This is a genomic window from Tardiphaga sp. 862_B3_N4_1 (assembly GCF_051811085.1).
Taxonomy (GTDB): domain Bacteria; phylum Pseudomonadota; class Alphaproteobacteria; order Rhizobiales; family Xanthobacteraceae; genus Tardiphaga; species Tardiphaga robiniae.
Genome location: NZ_JBPWQB010000001.1, coordinates 678,195 through 699,027 on the forward strand (window position 1 = coordinate 678,195; position 20,833 = coordinate 699,027).

The following is a 20,833-nucleotide window of genomic DNA, read 5'->3' on the forward strand; positions in this document are numbered from 1 at the left end:
GCAAAGCGGGCGCTTCGGTCATCGATGCATAATTTGTTTGAGGAATGCACGGGTTCGATCCTGTTTCGGATCCGAAAAAAAACCGGCCGGCGGGCCTTCTTCGATGATCCGGCCGGCGTCCATGAACACCACGCGGTCGGCGACCGTGCGTGCGAAGCCCATCTCGTGGGTGACGCAGACCATGGTCATCCCTTCGCGGGCGAGGCCGACCATGACGTCGAGTACCTCCTGGATCATTTCCGGATCAAGCGCGGAGGTAGGCTCGTCGAATAGCATGATCTGCGGTTTCATGCACAGCGCACGCGCGATGGCGACGCGCTGCTGCTGGCCGCCGGAGAGCTGGCTCGGATATTTATCGGCCTGTTCGGAGATCCGTACGCGCTCAAGAAAATAGCGCGCGACCTCGTCGGCTTCCTGCCTCGTTGCGCCGCGGATCTTGCGTGGCGCGATGGTGAGGTTCTGCAGCACGGTCAGATGCGGAAACAGGTTGAACTGCTGGAATACCATGCCGACATCGCGGCGGACCACGTCGACATTGCGCGTCGAGTGATCCAGCTCGACGCCATTGACCATGATGCGGCCGTCGCGATGTTCTTCCAACCGGTTAATGCAACGGATCATGGTCGACTTGCCGGACCCCGAAGGCCCGCAGATCACGACGCGCTCGCCGCGCGCCACCGTGAAGTCGATGCCCTTGAGCACCTGGACGTCGCCATACCATTTGGTGACGCCGGACATCTGGATGATCGGCGCGGATGTATCAGCAGGCGCTTGCTCCATGGTGCTCTCCGAAACGTTACTCATGACGCCATCCAGCCGCCATCGACGAGAATGTTTTCGCCCGTCATGAAAGTTGCCTCGTCTGAGGCCAGAAATAGCGCTGCATTGGCGACGTCGTCGGGACGGCCCAGCCGCGGCATCGGCGTGCGGCTGGTGGAGTAGTCCATCCAGCGCGGCTCCGCGGCGCGGCCTAGTTTGCCGGTGACGATCTTGCCGGGCGCGACTGCATTGCAGATGATGTGATCCTTCGCGTAGTCCGCCGCGATCTGCCGCGTCATGTAGACGACCCCGGATTTGGAGGTGCCATAGGCGATGTCTTCCGGGCAGGCGATCATGCCGTGTTGCGAGGAGATGTTGACGAGGCGGCCGCGGGTCTCATTGCGAATATCCTGCGTCAGCATCTGGTTGACGGCGGCGCGCGACATCAGGAATACGCCAGTGAGATTGACCGCCAGCGTCCTGTCCCATTCGGCGAGGCTGGTGTCGGTCAGACGCTTGCCGGTGCCGATGGCGGCGTCGTTGACGAGCACGTCGAGGCGGCCGTAGCGCGCAACGGTCTGTTGGACGGCGCGGACGGTGTCGTCCTCCGAGGCGACGTCGATCTGGATGAAATCGACCTCATAACCGTCTGCACGCAGCAGCTCCAATGTCGGAGTGCCGCCTTCGCGCACGTCCATGGTGAGATCCGCGAGCATGAGCTTCGCGCCCTCGACAGCAAACCGGCGGGCGATGGCGCGGCCGATGCCCGAGGAGGCGCCGGTGATCAGAACCGACTTTCCAGCCAGACGTTTGCTCAAGCGGGTTCTCCTGCCTGCGGCAACCAGCCGAGATAGTCGCGCGCCGCATCTTCCAGATGATACTGAGGCGCGAAGCCGGCATCCGCGGCCAGTCGCGCAATGTTCAGCGGCGCACGGTCCTTCGGCAGGCCGTAGATCACGTTGCCCTCCGCCTCGATCTCCGCCATCCGCCAGCGGAAGCCGGGCATGTGCGTCGCGATGATCTCGCACCATCGTGGCAGATCGGACAACACACCGCCGCTGACGTGATAGGTGCGGTGCTTCAGCGCGTCGGAGGCGCTCACCCTCGCGACGCCGCGGGCAGCGTCGCGAGAATAGATCCAATCGCCGGCCATGCTGCGCGGGAGAATCGCTTCACGGCCGTCGAAGGCCATACGGAGCACCTGATAATGCGGACTCAGCGCATCGCGGACACCGGTCTGCAATTCCCATGGGCCAAAGACCGGCCCGAGCCGAATCACGCGCACATCGAGCTTGTGAAGGTCGGCGATCCGCAGCGCCGCCTGTTCCGATGCAAGCTTTGTGATGCCGTAGAGCGCGGCTGGCGCCGGCGGCGACAAATCCTCCTCGAACAGGCCCGACGCGGCCGGTTGCGAGAAGCCGTACACTGCGACCGAACTGAGCACGGTGACGCGCTTGATGGCGGGTCGCAATGTTACGCGTTCGAGCAGATTGACGGTGCCACCGATATTGACGTCGACGATCTGGCGCGCAGCGTCATGCTCGCGCTGGGCATTCGGCGTCATCGCGGCGGTGTGGATCACGCGGTCGATGCCGGCCGTGTTCAACGCGCGGTCGACGTCGTCGGCGCTTGTGACATCGCCGGTGACCAGCGTAGCGCCGGCAAGCTCGGCGCGCATCAGCATGTCGTGGCCGGGGGCTGAGAGGTCGAACAAGATAACGGTCTCGCCGTCAGCGATCAGGCGTTCGGCGAGCGCGAGCCCGATGAAACCGCTGCCGCCGGTGATCAGTGTGGCCATGTCAGCGGGCTTTCAGTGCTTGCCGTTCCAGCCGCGCCACCCAGCGCGCGAACGGATACAGAATGACGAAGAAGATCACCGCGGCCGCCATCAGCGGCGTCGGGTTGTAGGTTTGCTCCTGGGCGACGCGGGCTGAGCGCAGCAGTTCAGGCAGCGCGACCAAGGCGGCAATTGGTGTCGCCTTGACGAGTTCCAGCGAATTGCTGGCGAGCGGCGCCAGCACGTTGCGGATCGCCTGCGGCAGCACGATGGAGAACACCACATGCAGCGGCTTGAAACCGAGCGCCCGGGCAGCCTCGGTCTGGCCGTGGGGCACGGACAGGATGCCGGCGCGGAAGATCTCGCCATAGTAGCCGGAATTGTTGAGAACGATGGCCAGCACCGCCGCGGTGAAGCTGCCGAGCGTCACGCCGAGAAACGGCATGCCGTAGAAGATCAGGATCAGCAGTACCACCACGGGAAACGATCTGAACAGGTCGATATAAATCAGCAGCGCGATATTCACCCAGCGGTTCTTGAAGCTGTACAGCACGGCGATGGCGAGGCCGGCGAGAATGCCGAGCGGCAGCGCCACCACCGCGAGCCAGACTGTATAGAGCAGCCCCTGCAGCAGCAGCGGATAGACCCGCAACAGCGACTCCCAGTTGGCGAAATTGTCCAGGAAATCCTGCATGCGATCCGCTCAACGCCCCGTGCTGGTACGATATTCGATCCACCGGCTGGCGATCACCAGCGGCAGGAAGAAGGTGAGGTAGAACGCCGCGGCCAGCGTCAGCGGCGAGGGATTGGCGACCAGCGCCATCACGCTCTGCGCCTGTCCGAGCGTTTCCGGGAGCGACACCGCGGTGCCGAGCGCTGTGCCCTTGCTGATGGAGATGGCGCGGTTGGTCAGAAGCGGGATCGCGAGGCGAATGGCCTGCGGCAGGATGATCGTGATCAGCGTCCGTAGCCGGCTGAAGCCGAGCGCGCTCGCGGCATCCCATTGCCCGCGGGGCAGTGCCATGATCGCGGACCAGAAGATCTCGGTGGAAAAGGCCGACAGCACCATGCCGAGCGCCAGCACAGTGGTTGCGAAGGGGGACAGCGCCGGGCCCAGATAAGGCAGGCCAAAATAGATGAAGACGATCACGACGAGTTGCGGCAGCGTGCGCAGCACGTCGACATAAGCGGTGATGATGAAATTGACGGGGCGCAGGTTGGCGCAGCGCAGCAGTGCCAGCGACAGGCCGAACAGCGTGCCGCAGAAAATAATCAAAAGCGATACGATGACCGTCGTGCGAAAGCCCGCGAGCACCTGGGGGAAGGCGCCCGCGATGACTTCTGCATTGAAGTAGTATTCGACTATCCGCTCCATCGGGTGTCCATCAACCGCGGTCGGACCGGCTCGGGCCGGTCCGGTGTTCGCAGCTATCTTGTCAGAGCAAGCGTGCTACTTGCACGCCGGAACGTGCGAGGTGGGCTCGAAACCCTTGAAGCCGGGAGGACCATAGCCGAAATACACAGTGTCGATGGCCGAGCCGGCATCGGGCGTTGCGCCATACCATTTCTCGTGCAGCTTGCGCAGGCGGCCGTCCAACTTCATGCATTCGATGACTGCCTCGACCTTGTTGCGATACTCAGTATCTTCCAGGCGGAATGCATAGGCGAAGTTTCGCCCGTTGAAGTCCTTGAAACCAACCTTGATCGCCTTGTTCTGGCTGGCAGCATAGACGGTTGTCGGGATCTCATTTAGCGCTGTGAAGGCGCGGCGAGTCAGCACGGCCTGCACCGTGTCGGGGAATACATCGTAACGCTGCACTTCGAAGCCGTATTTCTCCGCATTGGCGGTGGCCCAGGTATCCGAGATGGTGCCGCGGTTGACGGCGACGGCCTTGCCCTTGAGATCCTCGAAGCCCTTCATCTCGTCGGCGGCGCGGACGATGAAGCCGTTACCGGTGGAGAATAGCGGCTCGGTATAGAGCATGCGCTCGGAGCGTTCGGCAGTGAGGTTGAGCGGGTTGACGAGGAATTCGGCGCGCTTGGCGAACAGCGCCGCGAACAGGCCGGAGAAATTGATGTCGACGATCTCGACCTTCGGGCGGCCGAGATCTTTACCGATCTCGTTGATCAGATCCGCACCGAAACCCTCGGGGCCGTTGGGGCCGCGCACCATCCACGGCGCGACGCCGAAGTCGGACGCGACCACCATCGGTTTGTCGGAGGGATGATCGGCTTCCTGCGCGCTGGCGCCGCCGGCGAATGCCGCAGTCGACAGCATCAGCGCGAACAGCCAATGCGTGGGTTTCAGTTTCATGGGAACGTCCTTTCGGGTGCGGATGTGGTGGAGATCAGGGCGTGGGGGGATGAGTGGCTTGCCAGTGACGGGCGATGTCGCCGCGCCGGCAGACCCAGGTGTTGTCGTGCTTGGCGACGTGATCGAGGAAGCGCTGTAGGCCGGCGGCGCGGCCGGGATGGCCGATCAGGCGGGTGTGGAGTCCGACCGACATCATCTTCGGCGCGGTGGCGCCTTCCGCGTAAAGCATGTCGAAGGCGTCGCGCAGATAGACGAAGAAATCATCCGCCGTTGCCATCGCGCCGCGGCTGAACTTTGCGTCGTTGTTGGCAAGACCGTAAGGCACTACGAGATGCGGCTTGCCGAGCACACGTGTCCAGTACGGCAATTCGTCGTTATAGGCGTCGGAGTCGTAGAGGAAGCCGCCTTCCTCGACCACGAGGCGCCGCGTGTTCACACTCGGCCCATAGCGGCAATACCAGCCGAGCGGACGCTCGCCGGTGGTGCGCGTAAGGCTCTCGACGGTCTTGCGAATGCGCTCGCGTTCGTCGGCCTCGGACAGCAACGGATGTCGCTCCCAGCGCCAGCCATGGGCGCAGACGTCGTAGCCATATTCCTGAATGGCGGCGCAGGCCTCGTTGTTGCGTTCCAGCGCCAGCGCGCAGCCCATGACGGTGGCGATCATGCCGCGCTCGGACAGAAGGCGCAGCACGCGCCAGAAGCCTATGCGGCTGCCATATTCGAACATCGACTCGGCGGCGAGGTCGCGGCCCTCGAAGCCGCCACCGCCACCTTCGGTCAGGGCTGCTTCGGTGACGCCGTCGCCATCGGCGTACGACGGCTCGGAGCCTTCTTCGTAGTTGATACAGAAGTTGAGTGCGATTCTTGCTGCGCCCGGCCATTGCGGATGTGGCGGGGTGCGGCCGTAGCCGACGAAGTCGCGGGTGAGGTGATCATCATGCGGCATCATTGCGATCCCTATGCGCTCTGCGGCATCACGGCGCGAATGTCGCCAGCGATATCGACGAACACGTCGTCGTCCTGTCGGCCGGTCATGCCCATGGCGACGGCAAATTCCATAGCCGCGCCGAGAACGGTCATGGGATGATGCCAGACATTGCGGGCGAAGGTGATGCTTTGATGCGCTCCGGCGATGAAGCACCGCAGGGTGGCCACATCAGGCAGGCCATCCGGGCCGGCATCGCACACGATCGCCAGGTATTGGCTGTTGCCGAGCGGGATGAAGGTCTGGGCGGAGAACGGATGACGCTCCAGCGTCGTGATTGGCAGGGGCAGACTGCCGAGCCTGGCGGCGCTGCTGATCCAGAAGGAAAAGGTGGCGGCGTCCTCGGTGCGATCGTCCGATGTCGGAAGATAGCGCCGGCGCACGTCGATCGGTCGCTCGGCTACATCGCCGAAGGCGGCAAAGGCGGCCGGGGACAGCGGTTCGGCCGCGACGGTATGGGAAGCAATGTGGTTCGGCGTCATTCAGGCGGGACATCTGGTTGGTCGGCCTGCTGCGAAGCGAGGCGATATTCCAATGGTATACCAGTGAACCGCCCATGCTGATTTCAGTCAAGCTGCGAAGCCCGGGAAGCTGCGTCAAATTTGGACGGAGTCCGACAAAATTGCGGGCAGCTGCAGAATTTTCGGACATGCACCCGCAGGGATTCTGCCTGATCTCGACCTAGCCGTGAGGCTCGGGCAGGAAGATCCCGAACCGTTCGAGCAATCCCTGCCGCACATTAGTGAGATGCAGGATCATCGCCTGACGGGCTGCGGCGGCATCACGATCGATGATGGCATCGATAATCGCCAGATGCTCGCGGGTGGCGGGCAGCAGCCGGCCAGGCTGGCGCTCTACATTGCACATCCGGATTTTCTGCCGGATTTCTCCAATCAGCTTCTCAAGCGAGCGATTGCCGCAATGCCGCGCGATCTGGTCATGAATTTCATCGTCGAGGGTCCAGTGAACCGTCCCGGACACTGTCGACGCAGCAATGATCTTCTCCAGCGCAGCCCTGATCGGTGCAAGGATATCCAGCGCGATGCGGGTCGCCGCAATGAACGTCGCTTCGCTCTCCAGCACCATGCGGAGATGGACCAATTCGAGCAATTCCGCCATCTCGATTGTGCGAACCACCACAGTGCCGTTGGACAATTGCTCGAGCCTGCCTTCACCCAGCAACCGGCTGATGCCAGCCCGCAGCGGTGTCCGCGAGACTTTCAGCCGCAGTGCAAGCCGGCGCTCTTCAATCACCTCGCCGGGCTGCAGCTGTCGCGACTCGATCAGGTTGTGCAGCTTCAAATAGGTTGCGTCTGTTATGCTGCCATTGGTCCGTGCCGGGCGTTTGCTGGTTGATTTCTTTGCTTTGTTGACAGAGGGCACGAACGTTGCTTTCGACGATTGGATAGATATGCCGCCATATCGGTAGACGTACGGTACGTTCTCGCCGCTGGTCAAGCCGAAGCTCTGGACGAGCCACCCATTCTCAATTGGTGTCGCCTTTTATGCGGACTTCGCGAAATTCCGCTGTCTTTGGAGCTCCACATGACCGCTTCTGGCGCAAAGCCGCACTCTCCACGACATGGTCGACCATCCATTTTTATTCCGGAACCAGCTCTCAGTTTCTTGCGGGTTTGCCGCCGCCACTTGCGGATATATCATGTCCGATGGAGTTGACGTTGCTCCCGCGCCGCGACAAGACCTCATCGCTGTGTCCATCGACGACATAAGGTCGTTTATTGAATGCATCCCCACGAGCTGAACCAGAGAGTATCGCTCGATACAATTCATGTGGCACCCCTACGCTACAGTATCCCGCGACACATGTGCGCCGTAAGACAATTTGGATCCCTCCGGCATAGACAATTACGATCCCGCTGTGCCTGGGTGTGAGAATTGTGTCGATTAGGCCGATATAATTTGCACAAGAGTAAACGCTGCATTCTGCCATCAATCACAGGCGCAATCATCGACGGTCGCTTATGAATCCGGGACGCCGGTGGTTTAAATAATTTTACAGACCCAGCCCGAATCTTCCTGCGCACGTCAACCTATCGACAATTTATCGATATGAAATGCCTGCATCGGACGACGCGTGGCTACGTAACGCGTTGCGCAGGGGCGAGGCAGATTATGGGTGGCGAGACAATACCGCGAGGCTTGTTGTTCGAGCCAGAATACGATTATCGCAGAAATTGCATCAGTTTTGAGTTCTGGAATTGTGGGAAGAGGCAGTCGGCTATCGTAAAGGTCGAGTCGCAGCTGCCTCCAGATATTGCTGTGAGGTTATTCAAGATCGCTTGGCCAAAGCTCTGGCTCAGTGCTGCTTGCACGAAACCGATCGATGGCGTCGTAGAGCTGGATTTCAAGCTGTAACGAAGCCTCTCGGCAGATGCGCTTGAGGCGGTGAGCATATCGTCAGACCTAAGATCAGCGGACCGGACTCGTCCCATCGCTATCAGATGCAATTGCGTTATCGCGTGCCTGGCGACCGGCGGATGTCGCGGTCCATAAATGGTCGAGTACGAGTGAGCCCGCTTCCTCATCAAATTCCTGTTCATGTGGTGGTGGCAAGGGAGTCGCCTGCAACAGAGCGCGGGCGAACAGATCGGAAGCTTCCTCCCCGCCGACGAAAATGCCGCCGCCTACGGGAATTTCGATCTTCGCATTCCAGCCTGGAGCCGGGCCGACTACTTCCGTCGCCAGGAGCTGAAGTTGACCTGGTGTCAGAAAGTGCGAGCTGCTCAAAGTTCCAATCCCGACGCTAAGTTCAACGCAGTCTCAACTGAAGAAATCTGCTGTATCTGGTGTCACATGAGGCGGGCGATGAATCGTGGCGACGTGGGGAGTATCCAGGGCTGAAGGTGAAGTGAAGCGGCCAGACAATACATCTTCGCCACCGCAATAGGCTGTCAGCACCATCAGACATAGTGCGGTAAAGGCCATGAGAAGAAGTAGAAACTCCGGACTCATCGTTTCTGACTCATCAGTGCGTATTTGGCCAATCGACGCTCGCAGAGATCTCAACGTAATCGCAATGGTCGCGCATGGGCGACCATATCGGTGGCCCTCAATCAAAATCTCGCAGGCACTTTATAAGTAGAACGTTGGCGCAAAAGTTATTGCTCAACGAAAATTCAGATTTGACGGCTGTCAACTCGCAACGGGTGATGTTGCCTATCCTGCCAATAAGCTCATCTGCACATCGGACGGTATCCGATGTGTGAAATCAGACGATGGCGACCAAAGGACAGGAGAGAATAATGAAGGTGGTGATCCTTGCAGGCGGCTATGGCACGCGCCTCAGCGAGCATACGTCGGTCGTTCCCAAGCCTTTGGTCGAAATCGGCGGGCGTCCAATACTCTGGCACATCATGAAACTCTACTCGCATCATGGTCTGAACGAATTTGTGATCTGCTGCGGCTACAAGGGCTCGGTGATCAAGGACTACTTTCTGAACTATTTGCCGCACCAGGGTGATCTCACCGTCGACCTGCAGCGTAACGACGTCGAGATCCATCGCAATGCAAGCGAGCCGTGGAAGGTCACGCTCGTCGATACCGGCGAGAAGACCATGACAGGCGGGCGATTGAAGCGCGTGAAGGATTATATCGGAAACTCGACGTTCTGTCTCACTTACGGCGATGGCGTAAGCGATGTGAATGTGCAGGAGCTTATCAAGTTCCACCACGAGCAAGGAGCGCTCGCGACGGTGACAGCGGTCCAGCAGCCCGGTCGCTTCGGTGCGATTAATTTGTCGTCAGAGCGTCCACGTGCGGCCCGCTTCCGGGAAAAGGATGCGCGAGACGGGCAGGTGATCAACGGAGGTTTTTTTGTCGTCGAGCCTGAAGCACTCGACGTGATCGAGGGCGACAGCACGAGCTGGGAGAACGAGCCGTTGGCTCAGCTCATCGATCGAGATCAGCTCGCGGTCTATCGGCATCACGGCTACTGGCAAAATATGGACACTCTGCGCGACAAGGCCGTCCTGCAGGAGTTGTGGGATACAGGAAACCCACCGTGGTGTGTCTGGGATCAGAAGTCCACGGGTCCGAGGTCCAATGTTTCGCGTATGTCTGATCCGGCATTTGCCGGTCAGACTGTTAAGTGAGGGCGAAATTATGCGTGTGTTATATACAGGAGCTGATGGCTATATTGGCGCAGTACTTGGGCCAAAGCTTCTCAGCAGCGGTCATGACGCAGTTGGCATCGACACAGGCCTTTATCGCCGGGGCTGGTTGTTTGATGATGGCTGCACACGGCCAATGGTCATTTCGAAGGACACGCGCCAACTAGCGACGACTGATCTTACTGGAATTGATGCAGTCGTGCACCTTGCCGAGCTGTCGAACGATCCTCTCGGCGAGAATGACCCTGGCATGACCATGGAGATCAATCACGAAGGCTCGGTCGCCTTTGCAAAGAAATGTAAGGATGCCGGCGTTCGACGATTTGTCTACGCGTCGTCATGCAGCATCTATGGCGCGTCCGGCGATGAGCTGAAGACCGAGACGTCATCGGTAGACCCGCGCACTGCTTATGCCAAATGCAAAGTTCTAGTTGAGCGCGACGTAAGGGCAATGGCCGACTCGCGCTTCACGCCAGTGTTTCTTCGCAACGCCACGGCATTCGGCGCTTCGCCACGGCAACGTTTTGACCTGGTCTTGAACAACTTGTCCGGCTTCGCATACACCTCTGGAACAGTGCGTGTGATGAGTGATGGGTCGCCTTTACGACCGTTGGTGCATATCGATGATATTTGCCAAGCGATTGTGTGCGCATTGGAGGCGCCCCGCGAAGCGGTGTGGGGCGAGGCCTTCAATGTCGGCGACGAGACGCAGAACTATGCGGTCCGTGACATTGCGAATATCGTCAATGAGACATTCGCCGGCTCCGTATTGACCTTTGGGCCTGCTGGAGCAGACGATCGTAGTTATCGCGTTTCATTCGCAAAGATAAAAGAGCATCTGCCAAGCTTTTGTTGCAAATGGGATGCGCGATTGGGAGCGCTGCAGCTAAAGAGCGTCTTTGAGCGCATTCAGCTTGACGAGAAAGTTTTCAATGCGGCGCCCTTTACGCGATTGGCTGAACTCCGGCATCTGCGGGATACAGAGCAATTGGATCCGCGGCTTCGTTGGACGCCAATGAAGGACATGTTCCCTGCAGTCGCGGCGGAATGACTGCAAACTAACCGCGACGTTTCCGCGCAGTCTGCATGTGTGCACTCTCGTGCCGAGTAGAATAAAGGTATTGCAATCCAGCCGAGTGCGCGATTGTCGATATTGCGAGTGCATAATTTATGCGCGTGTACCCAGATTTATACGGGTCATCGAAAAGTTCCATTTGATTCAATGAGTTGACACGGGGGCGTTCGTAGGTATTCTTGTTGCATTGCAGAATATTAAAGTGAGCGGCGGTAGAGGGCGCCCGAAGCAGAATTATCGCCGCATAAATTTGGATTACGCATACCAGGGGTTGGTGTCGTGTCAGTAATCTTAGTGGTCGACCAGCACAGCGTCTATCGAGCCGGCCTCAAGGACGTTATTGAGGCAAGACTTCCACACTCCAGAGTAATCGAGGCGTCTCGCCTCGAGGTTTTCGAAGCGGATGATTGTTTCGACTTGATCCTGATGGATCGAGCAAGCCTCAACGACCTTTCGCTTGAGGTGCTCGCGCAGGTTTATGAGCGAAGACCTGCAACGCGCGTTGCAATCATGTCGACGTCAAATACCCGCGCTGACGTATTTGGCTGCCTCTCGGCTGGGTTTCACGGATTTGTTTACAAGCTGCAATCCGACGAAGAGTTGCTGACGGCTATCAGCGATCTGCTCACTGGACGCATCTATGTTCCACGATGGCTCGCAGATGGCGATCATGGCAGCGTTGGCAGTCAGCGTACGATGACGGTCGATGTCGACAAACTTCGTTTGACGCGTCGCCAGCATGACGTGCTGCCGTTGCTGGCGCAGGGAATGTCGAACAAAGAGATCGCACGTGAGCTGAGCATCGCCGAGGGCACGAGCAAAATTCATACAGCTGCACTTCTTCGGGCGCTTGGCGCTCGCAATAGAACCGAGGCGGCGTTCATGGCCGCAAAGATTGTTGGACCGAAAGAACGTACTGCTAGCCGCGCTTCCAGCACTCGTTTCATGATCGAGGGGATGGGTATGAATGGCGGCCGATCACGCATGAGATTTCCGGCATAGAGCTGGCTGTCGTTGATCCTGGGTAACCTGGAGCTATCCCAGCGCTGGCGACTTGCTCGGCGCAGGGTCATACAGCAACGCGCCGCGCCAGATTGTGATCGCCCCAAACGTGATGATCATAGCGGTCCCGGCGCCATAAAGCCCCATGAGTGGCAGACAGAGCGACTGGGCGACGATCAGCCCAGTAACCGATGCGAGATTGGTGAGCGTCATAACGCCATCTCGGCGAGCCGTAAACAACGCCATGGCTCCAAAATCTGCGACGTTGCGCACTGCCATACCCGCCATGATAAGCCAGAATGCCAACAGGAAGTTTCCGATGGCTGGTTGCTGCTTCAAATACGGCAAGACGAGATAGAACGCCAATCCGGTCGCTGCACCCAATGCGATTGTCGAGAGCAATGTCGTGCCTAGAAACGGCATCAGCAGCTTCTGGTGTTCTGAATCGCCGCCATGATGGTGTGCCTTGATCAATATGGGACGCTGTACCTGCAGGACGGCAATGCTCACGAAGGTGCTCACGGCGTTTGCGGCCGACCAATAGAGAAAGTAAATGCCGGTTAGCTCCAGCCCGAGGAAAAATGAAACCAGATAGCGATCGATATATTGGCTTGCAACAAAACCGAGATCGCTCAGGTAAATGACGAAACCTTTCCTGATCGTGGAGAAAATTCGTTGTGGGTCGATCGCCGCCAGCGAGGTTGCTGTCCACGGCCACAGTCTGGTTGTCCAGAAGAACAGAGCCAAAGCCACGATACTGCCGGCGAGCCAGAAGCACAGCAACGCGGACATGGATCTGAGTTCCGGATACCAGATGGCCAGTGGGGTATAGACCAAGACCCAGAGGGCCCCGCGAATGAAGGCGCTTATGTTGGCCAGAAGGGGCTTTTGCAAATTTGATAGTAACTGGAAAGCGTCGTTGCCGAAGTGCTCTAGCAGCGTAATCGCGATGACCAGCGACCATATGCTTGATCCGTTCAGAAGGTGCGTGACCGGAAAGGAAACCGCCAGCGCTAGGGCGTAAACGATGGTGACAAAGGACCAGTAGTGCCGCAGCAGGTCGATCAATTCAGCGAGCGGCAGCGTAACTGCATCCCGCACGATGAGATGGACCATGCCCATCCCGACCAGGCTCGGTCCCAAGGCGACAACGCCGGCGCAGAGTCCAAAGACCCCTAGCGATGAAAGATCGAGATAGCGGCCAACAAAGATGGCGAGCCCGAACTTGCATGCCAAGATGGTTACCCGCATCCCGAGGATAGCGACTGAGGTGGCGAGAAGCCCCGTTCTGACCAATGGCATGCGCTCTTTCGATTGGTGAAAGGGCTTCACTCTCAAGCGATATGCCGCTTCACCCAGTCACGTCTCTGGATGACCTTGAATAGCAGCGTGAGCCACTCGATGGGGCCATCTGTGAAGTCCGCATTCAATCAAAAAAGGTCAGTGCATAATTGACGGTCGTCACAGAATTCGAAGATGACATCGATGCGTGAATCGCGCATATTCCATGCGTGATAGTAAATACGTAGAATGCTGCGCTCGGTGGCAATACGCCAGTATTATAGGCGCTATCATAACCAAAAATGTGCGCCAGCTAAGCGCAGTATAGTTTTCCTGACATTCGGTCTAGACCATCAGGCCGAGTTGGAACCATAGAAAACTTAGCGCACGAGCCTGAATTTTCTTAAAGTTGTCTGCATGCCACCTTCAACGCACGCTTTAACGTTGAGGGTTGGACCAATGCCGCTAGACATGGTTTCCCTAAAGCCGTCCTGCACACGCGCGCCGATTGGCCTTGCTGTGCTGCCCAGCAAGATAATGCTGGATCGTACTCCCACTCCGACGATTGTTCCGCGGGGCAGAGCCCTGTTCTGGGAGGGAGAGCAACAAAACCAGAAGATCGAAATCATCGAAGGCGTCGTGCGGGCAGTGCGTCTGCTCCCCGACGGCAACCGGCAAATCCTTGCCTTTTATTGGCCAGGCGATGTTGTCATGCCCACCCAGCAGGCGTGCCAAGAATTCACAGCTGAAGCAGTTACGGATTGCCGAGTCATTCGCACCACCGTTGCTCGCGTTTGTCATCAGGGCGAGCCATGCGGGACTCATCAAGTTCTGTCGGAAACACTCTCTCTTGTACTGACGATGAGCCAGCGAACCTGCGTCGCCCGGATTGCGTGGCTTCTGCTTCGCATTCAACCTCATTTGCGCGAGGACCCGAAGCGTCCCAAAGCGCTTCGGCTGCAACTATCTCGGGCCGATATCGCCGATCATGTCGGAACATCAATTGAGACTGTCTGTCGAGCACTCGCTGATTTCAAAGCGAAAGAGCTAATTGATTTGCCAAGCCGGAAGACCATTCGCTTCATCAATCAAAATGGGTTGATGAAGGTCGCAAGCGCAAGGGCGCAGAGATAGCGGATAGTGTGGTGAAGCTCTCAAGATTTGGTAGGAGCAGATTCAATGGATCCGGTGGGCGATCGAAAGGCCGCGGCGAGACTGGAGCGACCGCACGGTCAGCACGAGTTCGGCGTGCCGTCCTCCTTGTCAGTGATTTCCCCGCTCGTAGCGGCGCTTGACCTGGGATGGATTGTAATTCTGTCGGTCGCGACGGGCGTCATTTATGATGCTACCGCTGTCACTGGCTATAGCAGCGCGGAAAACAACCTGGGCTCGGGAATGGCTGTCGGCATTCTGTATTCCGCTATTAGTCATGTTTCGAAGCTGTATCAAGCGTCCAATCTGCTGCGAGGCCGGTGGCAGGTTGGCAGATCCGCACTGACATGGTTGGCCGTATTTGCGTCTCTCGCGGCTCTCGTTTTCTTGCTCAAGAGCGGCTCGACCTTCTCTCGTGGCTGGGTTTTGCTTTTCTTTGCAAGCGGTCTTGTTGTTTCTTCCGTGTTGAGAGTTATCGTCGCGGAACTCTGTTCCTATGTCATCCGCTCGAAGCTTATTCGGCCGAACCGGATCGTTTTGGTCGGTCTAGAGGAGGAACTCATCGGTAACGCAATGCTGAGTAAGCTCGAGTTATATGGCTACTCTGTTTGCAAAATCGTATCGCTTCCAATGGGGCCCGGCCAATTACTCGATCCCGCCATCCTCAAGGAACGCATGCGCGAGCTCGTTCGCTATGTCCGCCAAACCGGGGTGGACGAGGTCGTGATCGCAATGCCCTGGGCATTTCTCGATGCGGTCGGGCAAGTCGAAAGCGAGCTGCGTGTTCTCCCGATTCCAATCAAACTCGTTTCTGATCAAAGGACAGCTCGCCTGCTGGATCGACCGCTATTCGATTTTGGCCCGACAAAGGCCCTGCAGCTGCAGCGTGCGCCCCTGAGTGCCACGCAGCGGACAATGAAACGATCCATGGACCAGCTGTTGGCCGCATCGGGACTCATTGTCCTGCTGCCAATGTTTGCGATTATCAGCATCGCAATACGCCTGGAGTCGCCGGGCCGGTCGTTATTTCTCCAGCAGCGGGCAGGCTTCAACGGAAAGCCGTTCAAGATCTATAAGTTCAGGACGATGAACACGCGAGACGACGGACCGGTCATTGTTCAGGCCAAGAGGAATGATCATCGTATTACGCGGCTGGGAGCGCTGTTGCGAAAGCTCAGCATTGATGAGATACCGCAGCTAATCAACGTACTTCGTGGGGAAATGTCGCTCGTGGGGCCTCGGCCGCATGCATTGGCACACGATTCTGAATACGATCAGCTCATTGCAACCTATGCCATGCGACACAAGATCAAGCCAGGAATTACAGGCTGGGCTCAGGTCAATGGATTCCGAGGCGAAACCCCAGAGATCGGCATGATGAAGAAGAGGGTCGAAAGCGACCTGTGGTATATCGAATCGTGGTCGATCTGGCTGGATCTTCGCATCCTGGTTTTGACGGTCTTTCGGGTGTTGAAGACTGACAACGTTTATTGATGTGTTGTTGAAGCTTGTTGCACGGGCGGCAGTGAAACCTCAGAACACCACGCCTAGTGACGGCCAGTTCGGAGAAGCCGTAAGTTTACTTCCCCACCGCGTCGCCGGGATGTCGGGCGCCTTAGCACTGAAGCGAGATTGCGGTCACCCCCGTCATTTGATGAGCGCTGCTGTGCGAGCCGCATTGAGCGTAAGCGCGATTGTCATTGCGCTATCAGGGCAAAGTCTCGTTCAGCTATAGGGCGTCAATGCGCTTCTGTACACAAGGTGGGATGATCCAAATGGAGACATCGCGCTGCTGAAAAGCCGCGACGAAGGAATATCGATCTCCTACCGCCAACTACCATCTAGATCTGTCGAATCACGCAGAAATCTGCCACTTTCATGTTTTAAGGTATCTACGTGATGTGAACTGTCGACGTATGTGATACGCCGCCAGCGCGGCCGTGGTGGTCCATCCACGATGTCTTTGCTCCCCTTAAGCGGATCTGCAAACTATGTCTTTGATGCAGCATATCTTCGCACTTTGGCTTATCGCGCATTTGGCGTGGGCGGCACTTGTGTTGCAAAGGGAGTTGCAGAGGTCGCGGACGACCTTCTGTGGGATCGCTAGTCGGTCGGGCGACAATGTCTCGAACGCCTCACGGGGCAATCTGTAAGCTTCGATTTTATCCTATCGTGGATTCGGCATAACGCGAGTTGCGCCGATTTCCGGCTGCAGTATTGGAGGCTCGTGGTTTGCGTCGGGGTCTAAGCAGCGTCTTCGTGATCTGAGCGCTGGCTGGCGCGTTTGTCCCGCTGCTTGTTCTATCGCCATATCGATTGAAAACGGGGCGGACGGGGCGACCGATCAGATATGTGTCAATTCCGTCTTCTAGCGCTTTGCGATACACGTGGAGCGCTTGATCAACCGCATCGATCGTTTGATCGATATCGTCGTCGGAATGGGAATAGCTCGTCACCAGCGAAGGCGCGATAATTCCGTGGCGGCAAAGTTCTTGCAAGAACAAGGTGCGGTATGGCTGCGACGGTATCCCGTCTCCATCGCAGCAACTGTATACGAGATTGGACGGTCGCCCGGCCAGCTTGAATAACTGGCTCAAGCCATGGCGTGCCGCTGCGGCATCCACGCCGGCTTTCAATCGATCGCCTTGACGTTCCAATGTCTCAATCACGGCTTCTTCACGATAGACTTTCATCACCGCCAGCGCGGCAGCAAGTGCATGCGTTTCAGCGCCATGTGTCGTAGACAGCAAAAAGACGCGTTCTTTGTCGTGTTCGCGACCGCCCTGCACCATAATCTCGCGCTTGCCGGCCAGCGCTGAAATGGCAAAGCCGTTTCCCAGGGCCTTGCCGAAAGTGCTCACGTCCGGCGTTACCTTGTAGAAGTTCTGCGCCGTACGTGTCGGCCATCGAAATCCCGTGATCATCTCATCGAGGATGAGAAGCGTTCCGTTGCTCGTGCAGAGCTGGCGAATTCCCTCCAAGAAGCCTTCGGTTGGCGGAACATCCTTTTCGGCCTCTAGAATGATGGCGGCAATCCTGCCCGGATAGAGCGCGAACAGCACTGCCACCGATGCCAGATCATTGTAGCGGAACGTCAATGTGAGGTCTTTTGTCTCTTCGGGAATGCCGGCGGGCATCTGCGACGTGCCGATCGCCCAGTCATCATAGGAGTAGAACGGATGGTCGGAGCAGAGCGCAACAATGTCCCGTCCTGTGTAAGCTCGCGCGAGGCGGATTGCAGCCGTGGTCGCCGTAGATCCGTCCTTGGTGAATTTTACCATCTCGGCGCCTGGAATGACCTCCAGCAGGCTTTCCGCGCATTCGACTTCGAGTGGCGACGGCCGGGTAAAATTCGACCCATGTCGTAACTCAGCGGCCGCAGCTTCAATAACGGGGGGGAAGGCATGCCCCAATCCGACGGAGCGAAGCCCCATGCCATATTCGATGAATTCCGTACCCTCGGTGTCCCATACGTGGCAGCCTAGTCCTCTGGCAATGAAGGCTGGCGCGGAAACTGGGAACTGGTCGTCGCCCTTTGCATAAGTGTGGGCTCCGCCGGGGATTGCTGCGTGCGCTCGGATCCGCAATTGCTCGCGAACGGACGCGTCAGTGGATGAAACTCCATTCTCAAAAATGCTGTCGGACATGACGGTAACCTCTATCGACGCGACAATACAAAAGCATCCAATGATAATTTGTCGCAGCCAGATCGGGGAGGAAACTTGCGCGTCGTCAAGTCCGAACACGTTTTCGACGAAATTAACGAGCGATCGCTGATGGGTCATAGCGAGCACGACGCTGTATAAGACCCGCTTAAGCCGGTCTGGAAGGGGGGCCGCTGCGGAGACCAACCGATGTTCGCGTTGCGGCGTTGGGCGCGCGACCACGATGGTCTTCGACTATTGAGCATTGTCATGTTCAGGCGAGTTGAGAGAGTTAGCATCCATACTGCTCACGACGATCAGATGTGGATGACGCATATGGATAAGCTGAACTCACAAAATATCTTGGCTGACACCGTGATCTCGAAGGGCGAGCGCCGGAGGCTCGATTGGCCAACGGCCGTTGTCCTGCTGGCAACCGGCGCAACCATCGCCTGGATCTACGTGCTGGGCAGGGCATGCGTTACGGCTATCCAATTTGCTATCTTATAGGACGACTAGTCATCCGCGCGTTTGCACCACCATGCGGAGCTCTCGACGTGCATAGCTGTCGTGTGCCGTTCCAAGTGGGTATGAAACTATCTTATTCGCAGGCCTAAATGATCCTTACTGAGACAGATCTGGCAGGCGCTTTCGTCATTGACGTCGAGCGACACGAGGACAGACGTGGATACTTCTCGCGTGTGTTCTGTGTTGAAGAGCTCTCCGCTCCTGGGCTGGAAACCTCGATCCGGCAAGCGAACCTGAGCTATAACTGCAAGGCAGGAACGCTAAGAGGACTGCATTTCCAATATCCGCCGTACGCAGAAGAGAAATATGTTCGCTGTGTCAGGGGCGCCGTTTTGGATGTCATCGTGGATCTTCGTCCTGAATCCAATACGTACTTGAGGCATGTTTCCGTTGAACTTTCCGCCGAAAACGGTCGCGGGCTTTATATTCCGAAGCGGTTCGCGCACGGTTTCATCACCCTGGCTGATGATACCGAACTTCTTTACTTCATGAGCACGTCTCACATGGCCGGCGGCGAGGGAGGCATCGGATATCAGGATCCGGTCCTCGGCATCAGCTGGCCGGCTGTTTCGGTAATCTCCGAGCGGGACGAGGCCTGGGCGCCTCTCAAAGGCCGCGAAGCGGAAATGCGGGCGCGTATGTCTACGCCTGCGAGTAGCGAATTGGCGCACAGTCTCATTCCGATGGTCGACTAACATCGAGCGAACGATTGCCGCAAGGCGCTGCGCCAATCCGCAATCCCATCCGTCAAATAAAGTAGTTGTGATAACTTGACAGAGGTCAAGTGAACGGGTGCGCAGACAAATACGGTTCCGGTGCGAGATAACGCGAACGCGCATCAGGAGCGTACCCATGTTGAATCAAGAAGTCGCTGTGCAGTCCTTCAATTCGGCGTCGACACCGTCGTTGCATTCGGATGAAACATGTAGCTGCAGATTCTGTAGTGCTCCTCTGGAGAACGTGTTTCTCGACCTTGGGATGTCTCCTCTCGCAAATTCCTATCTGAAGAAGGATGACAATGGAGAGAAGGAGAAATTCTTCCCGCTGAAGGCCTATGTATGTAGCGAGTGCTTTCTTGTTCAGTTGGAAGAGTGGGAAAGCCCGGAGAACATCTTCGGCGATTACGCGTATTTCTCGTCATACAGCGAATCATGGCTTCAACATGCCAAGAAGTATGTCGACAACGTAATCACTCGCTTTAGCCTCGGTCCCGATACGAGCGTCGTCGAGATCGCAAGCAATGATGGATATCTCCTGCAGTACTTTGTCGAGCATGAGATCCCGGTCCTCGGAATCGAGCCGGCGCAGAATGTTGCCGCGGTCGCCAGAGCGCGCGGTATACCCACGCGCGTCGATTTTTTCGGTGAGCGGTCAGCCAAGACGCTTCGCCGCGAAGGGCTGCGTGCCAATCTTCTGATTGGAAACAACGTGCTGGCGCATGTGCCAAACCTGAATGATTTTGTCGGCGGGATCAGCATTCTCCTCGATGATCGTGGCGTGGCAACAATGGAATTCCCGCACCTCATGCGGCTTTTTGACGAGTGCCAGATTGATACGATTTATCATGAGCACTTTTCCTACTTCTCGTTTCTGACCGTTGAGAAGATCTTCGCATCCCACAGTATGACGTTGTTCGATGTTGAAGAGCTGTCGACCCACGGCGGTTCGCTTCGGATCTATGCACAGCACACGGGTCGCGGACGTCACGCGGTGTCGAGCCGGGTGTCAGCGTTGCGAGAAAGAGAGATCGCAGCGGGGTTCGCCAATCTAGAGCATTATCAGGCCTTCGAGGAGCGCGCCCTGGAGACGAAGCGGAAGCTGATCGACTTTCTGGAAACAGCAAAACGTGAAGGTAAACGGGTCGTCGGATATGGAGCGCCGGCCAAGGGAAACACTTTGCTGAATTACTGCGGTGTCAGCCCCGACCTCATCGAGTACACGGTCGACAGGAACCCACATAAGCAGGGGCATTTATTGCCCGGAACGCACATCCCAATCTATGAGCCGGAAAGGATAGGGGTGACAAAGCCGGACTATATCCTGATCCTGCCTTGGAATCTGCAACAGGAAATCATCAGCCAGCTGTCATTTGCCCGCAGTTGGGGAGCAAAATTTATTGTTCCTATTCCGGAGCCCGTTGTCATCGCGTGACGATCAAAGCATCAGAATAGAGAGTGGAATGAGAC

Annotated in this window: 20 protein-coding genes; 8 read left to right on the forward strand and 12 right to left on the reverse strand. The window is 57.5% G+C overall.

Annotated elements, in window-relative coordinates; genetic code table 11:
• Window positions 1–18 precede the first annotated feature (18 nt).
• The 10 genes from AB8B02_RS03230 to AB8B02_RS03275 all read right to left on the reverse strand — a co-directional run bounded on the left by AB8B02_RS03230 (window position 19) and on the right by AB8B02_RS03275 (window position 8,583).
• Window positions 19–804, reverse strand: a complete 786-nt coding sequence (locus tag AB8B02_RS03230; RefSeq protein ID WP_199712029.1) for an amino acid ABC transporter ATP-binding protein — start codon at window positions 802–804, stop codon at window positions 19–21.
• A complete protein-coding gene (locus tag AB8B02_RS03235; RefSeq protein ID WP_439063109.1) occupies window positions 801–1,577 on the reverse strand; it encodes an SDR family NAD(P)-dependent oxidoreductase in 777 nt (258 codons plus the stop codon). Before AB8B02_RS03235 ends, AB8B02_RS03230 begins: the two co-directional genes overlap by 4 nt.
• On the reverse strand, window positions 1,574–2,557 hold the full coding sequence (locus tag AB8B02_RS03240; protein ID WP_120288726.1) for an NAD-dependent epimerase/dehydratase family protein: 984 nt from the start codon (window positions 2,555–2,557) through the stop codon (window positions 1,574–1,576). The genes AB8B02_RS03235 and AB8B02_RS03240 overlap by 4 nt, the downstream gene beginning before the upstream one ends.
• A gap of 1 nt (window position 2,558) precedes the next feature.
• Entirely contained in the window at window positions 2,559–3,230 is a 672-nt protein-coding gene (locus AB8B02_RS03245) for an amino acid ABC transporter permease (protein ID WP_120288727.1), read from the reverse strand.
• Between the two features lie 9 nt (window positions 3,231–3,239).
• The gene (locus AB8B02_RS03250) at window positions 3,240–3,911 is read right to left on the reverse strand and encodes an amino acid ABC transporter permease (protein ID WP_120288728.1); all 672 of its coding nucleotides are present in this window, start codon (window positions 3,909–3,911) and stop codon (window positions 3,240–3,242) included.
• A gap of 75 nt (window positions 3,912–3,986) precedes the next feature.
• Window positions 3,987–4,850 (reverse strand): ABC transporter substrate-binding protein, encoded by an 864-nt coding sequence (locus AB8B02_RS03255; RefSeq protein ID WP_120288729.1) that lies wholly within the window; start codon window positions 4,848–4,850, stop codon window positions 3,987–3,989.
• 34 nt (window positions 4,851–4,884) lie between these two features.
• Window positions 4,885–5,796 (reverse strand): allantoinase PuuE, encoded by a 912-nt coding sequence (locus tag AB8B02_RS03260; protein ID WP_199712030.1) that lies wholly within the window; start codon window positions 5,794–5,796, stop codon window positions 4,885–4,887.
• Window positions 5,797–5,807: 11 nt separating this feature from the next.
• Window positions 5,808–6,317, reverse strand: coding sequence for an ureidoglycolate lyase (locus AB8B02_RS03265; protein WP_120288731.1), 510 nt, complete (start codon window positions 6,315–6,317; stop codon window positions 5,808–5,810).
• 199 nt (window positions 6,318–6,516) lie between these two features.
• Window positions 6,517–7,137 carry a GntR family transcriptional regulator gene (locus tag AB8B02_RS03270; RefSeq protein ID WP_439062523.1) on the reverse strand — a complete coding sequence of 207 codons (621 nt, stop codon included), beginning with the start codon at window positions 7,135–7,137 and terminating at the stop codon, window positions 6,517–6,519.
• A 1,128-nt stretch (window positions 7,138–8,265) separates the two neighbouring features.
• Window positions 8,266–8,583, reverse strand: a complete 318-nt coding sequence (locus AB8B02_RS03275; RefSeq protein WP_439063110.1) for a hypothetical protein — start codon at window positions 8,581–8,583, stop codon at window positions 8,266–8,268.
• Between the two features lie 515 nt (window positions 8,584–9,098).
• On the opposite strand from AB8B02_RS03275, the gene rfbF reads away from it, so the two are divergent.
• The 3 genes from rfbF (at window position 9,099) to AB8B02_RS03290 (ending at window position 12,042) form a co-directional block, all read left to right on the forward strand.
• Window positions 9,099–9,947 carry a glucose-1-phosphate cytidylyltransferase gene (gene rfbF / locus AB8B02_RS03280; protein ID WP_120288734.1) on the forward strand — a complete coding sequence of 283 codons (849 nt, stop codon included), beginning with the start codon at window positions 9,099–9,101 and terminating at the stop codon, window positions 9,945–9,947.
• A gap of 10 nt (window positions 9,948–9,957) precedes the next feature.
• On the forward strand, window positions 9,958–11,016 hold the full coding sequence (locus AB8B02_RS03285; protein ID WP_120288735.1) for an NAD-dependent epimerase/dehydratase family protein: 1,059 nt from the start codon (window positions 9,958–9,960) through the stop codon (window positions 11,014–11,016).
• A gap of 303 nt (window positions 11,017–11,319) precedes the next feature.
• Window positions 11,320–12,042, forward strand: a complete 723-nt coding sequence (locus tag AB8B02_RS03290) for a response regulator transcription factor (RefSeq protein WP_120288736.1) — start codon at window positions 11,320–11,322, stop codon at window positions 12,040–12,042.
• A gap of 33 nt (window positions 12,043–12,075) precedes the next feature.
• Here AB8B02_RS03290 and AB8B02_RS03295 read toward each other — a convergent pair whose 3' ends face one another.
• The gene (locus tag AB8B02_RS03295; protein ID WP_120288737.1) at window positions 12,076–13,344 is read right to left on the reverse strand and encodes a polysaccharide biosynthesis protein; all 1,269 of its coding nucleotides are present in this window, start codon (window positions 13,342–13,344) and stop codon (window positions 12,076–12,078) included.
• Between the two features lie 516 nt (window positions 13,345–13,860).
• Here AB8B02_RS03295 and AB8B02_RS03300 point away from each other — a divergent pair.
• The gene (locus AB8B02_RS03300; protein WP_158596788.1) at window positions 13,861–14,457 is read left to right on the forward strand and encodes a Crp/Fnr family transcriptional regulator; all 597 of its coding nucleotides are present in this window, start codon (window positions 13,861–13,863) and stop codon (window positions 14,455–14,457) included.
• Between the two features lie 45 nt (window positions 14,458–14,502).
• On the forward strand, window positions 14,503–15,969 hold the full coding sequence (locus AB8B02_RS03305; protein ID WP_120288738.1) for an undecaprenyl-phosphate glucose phosphotransferase: 1,467 nt from the start codon (window positions 14,503–14,505) through the stop codon (window positions 15,967–15,969).
• Between the two features lie 668 nt (window positions 15,970–16,637).
• Here AB8B02_RS03305 and AB8B02_RS03310 read toward each other — a convergent pair.
• Complete coding sequence (locus AB8B02_RS03310; protein ID WP_120289193.1) at window positions 16,638–18,122, reverse strand: glutamate-1-semialdehyde 2,1-aminomutase; 1,485 nt, start codon at window positions 18,120–18,122, stop codon at window positions 16,638–16,640.
• A 333-nt stretch (window positions 18,123–18,455) separates the two neighbouring features.
• On the opposite strand from AB8B02_RS03310, the gene AB8B02_RS03315 reads away from it, so the two are divergent.
• From AB8B02_RS03315 to AB8B02_RS03325, 3 genes are all read left to right on the forward strand, one after another.
• Window positions 18,456–18,629 carry a hypothetical protein gene (locus AB8B02_RS03315; protein ID WP_158596765.1) on the forward strand — a complete coding sequence of 58 codons (174 nt, stop codon included), beginning with the start codon at window positions 18,456–18,458 and terminating at the stop codon, window positions 18,627–18,629.
• A gap of 107 nt (window positions 18,630–18,736) precedes the next feature.
• Entirely contained in the window at window positions 18,737–19,342 is a 606-nt protein-coding gene (locus tag AB8B02_RS03320) for a dTDP-4-dehydrorhamnose 3,5-epimerase family protein (protein WP_120288740.1), read from the forward strand.
• Window positions 19,343–19,499: 157 nt separating this feature from the next.
• Window positions 19,500–20,798, forward strand: coding sequence for a methyltransferase C-terminal domain-containing protein (locus tag AB8B02_RS03325; RefSeq protein ID WP_120288741.1), 1,299 nt, complete (start codon window positions 19,500–19,502; stop codon window positions 20,796–20,798).
• The last annotated feature ends 35 nt before the right edge of the window (window positions 20,799–20,833 follow it).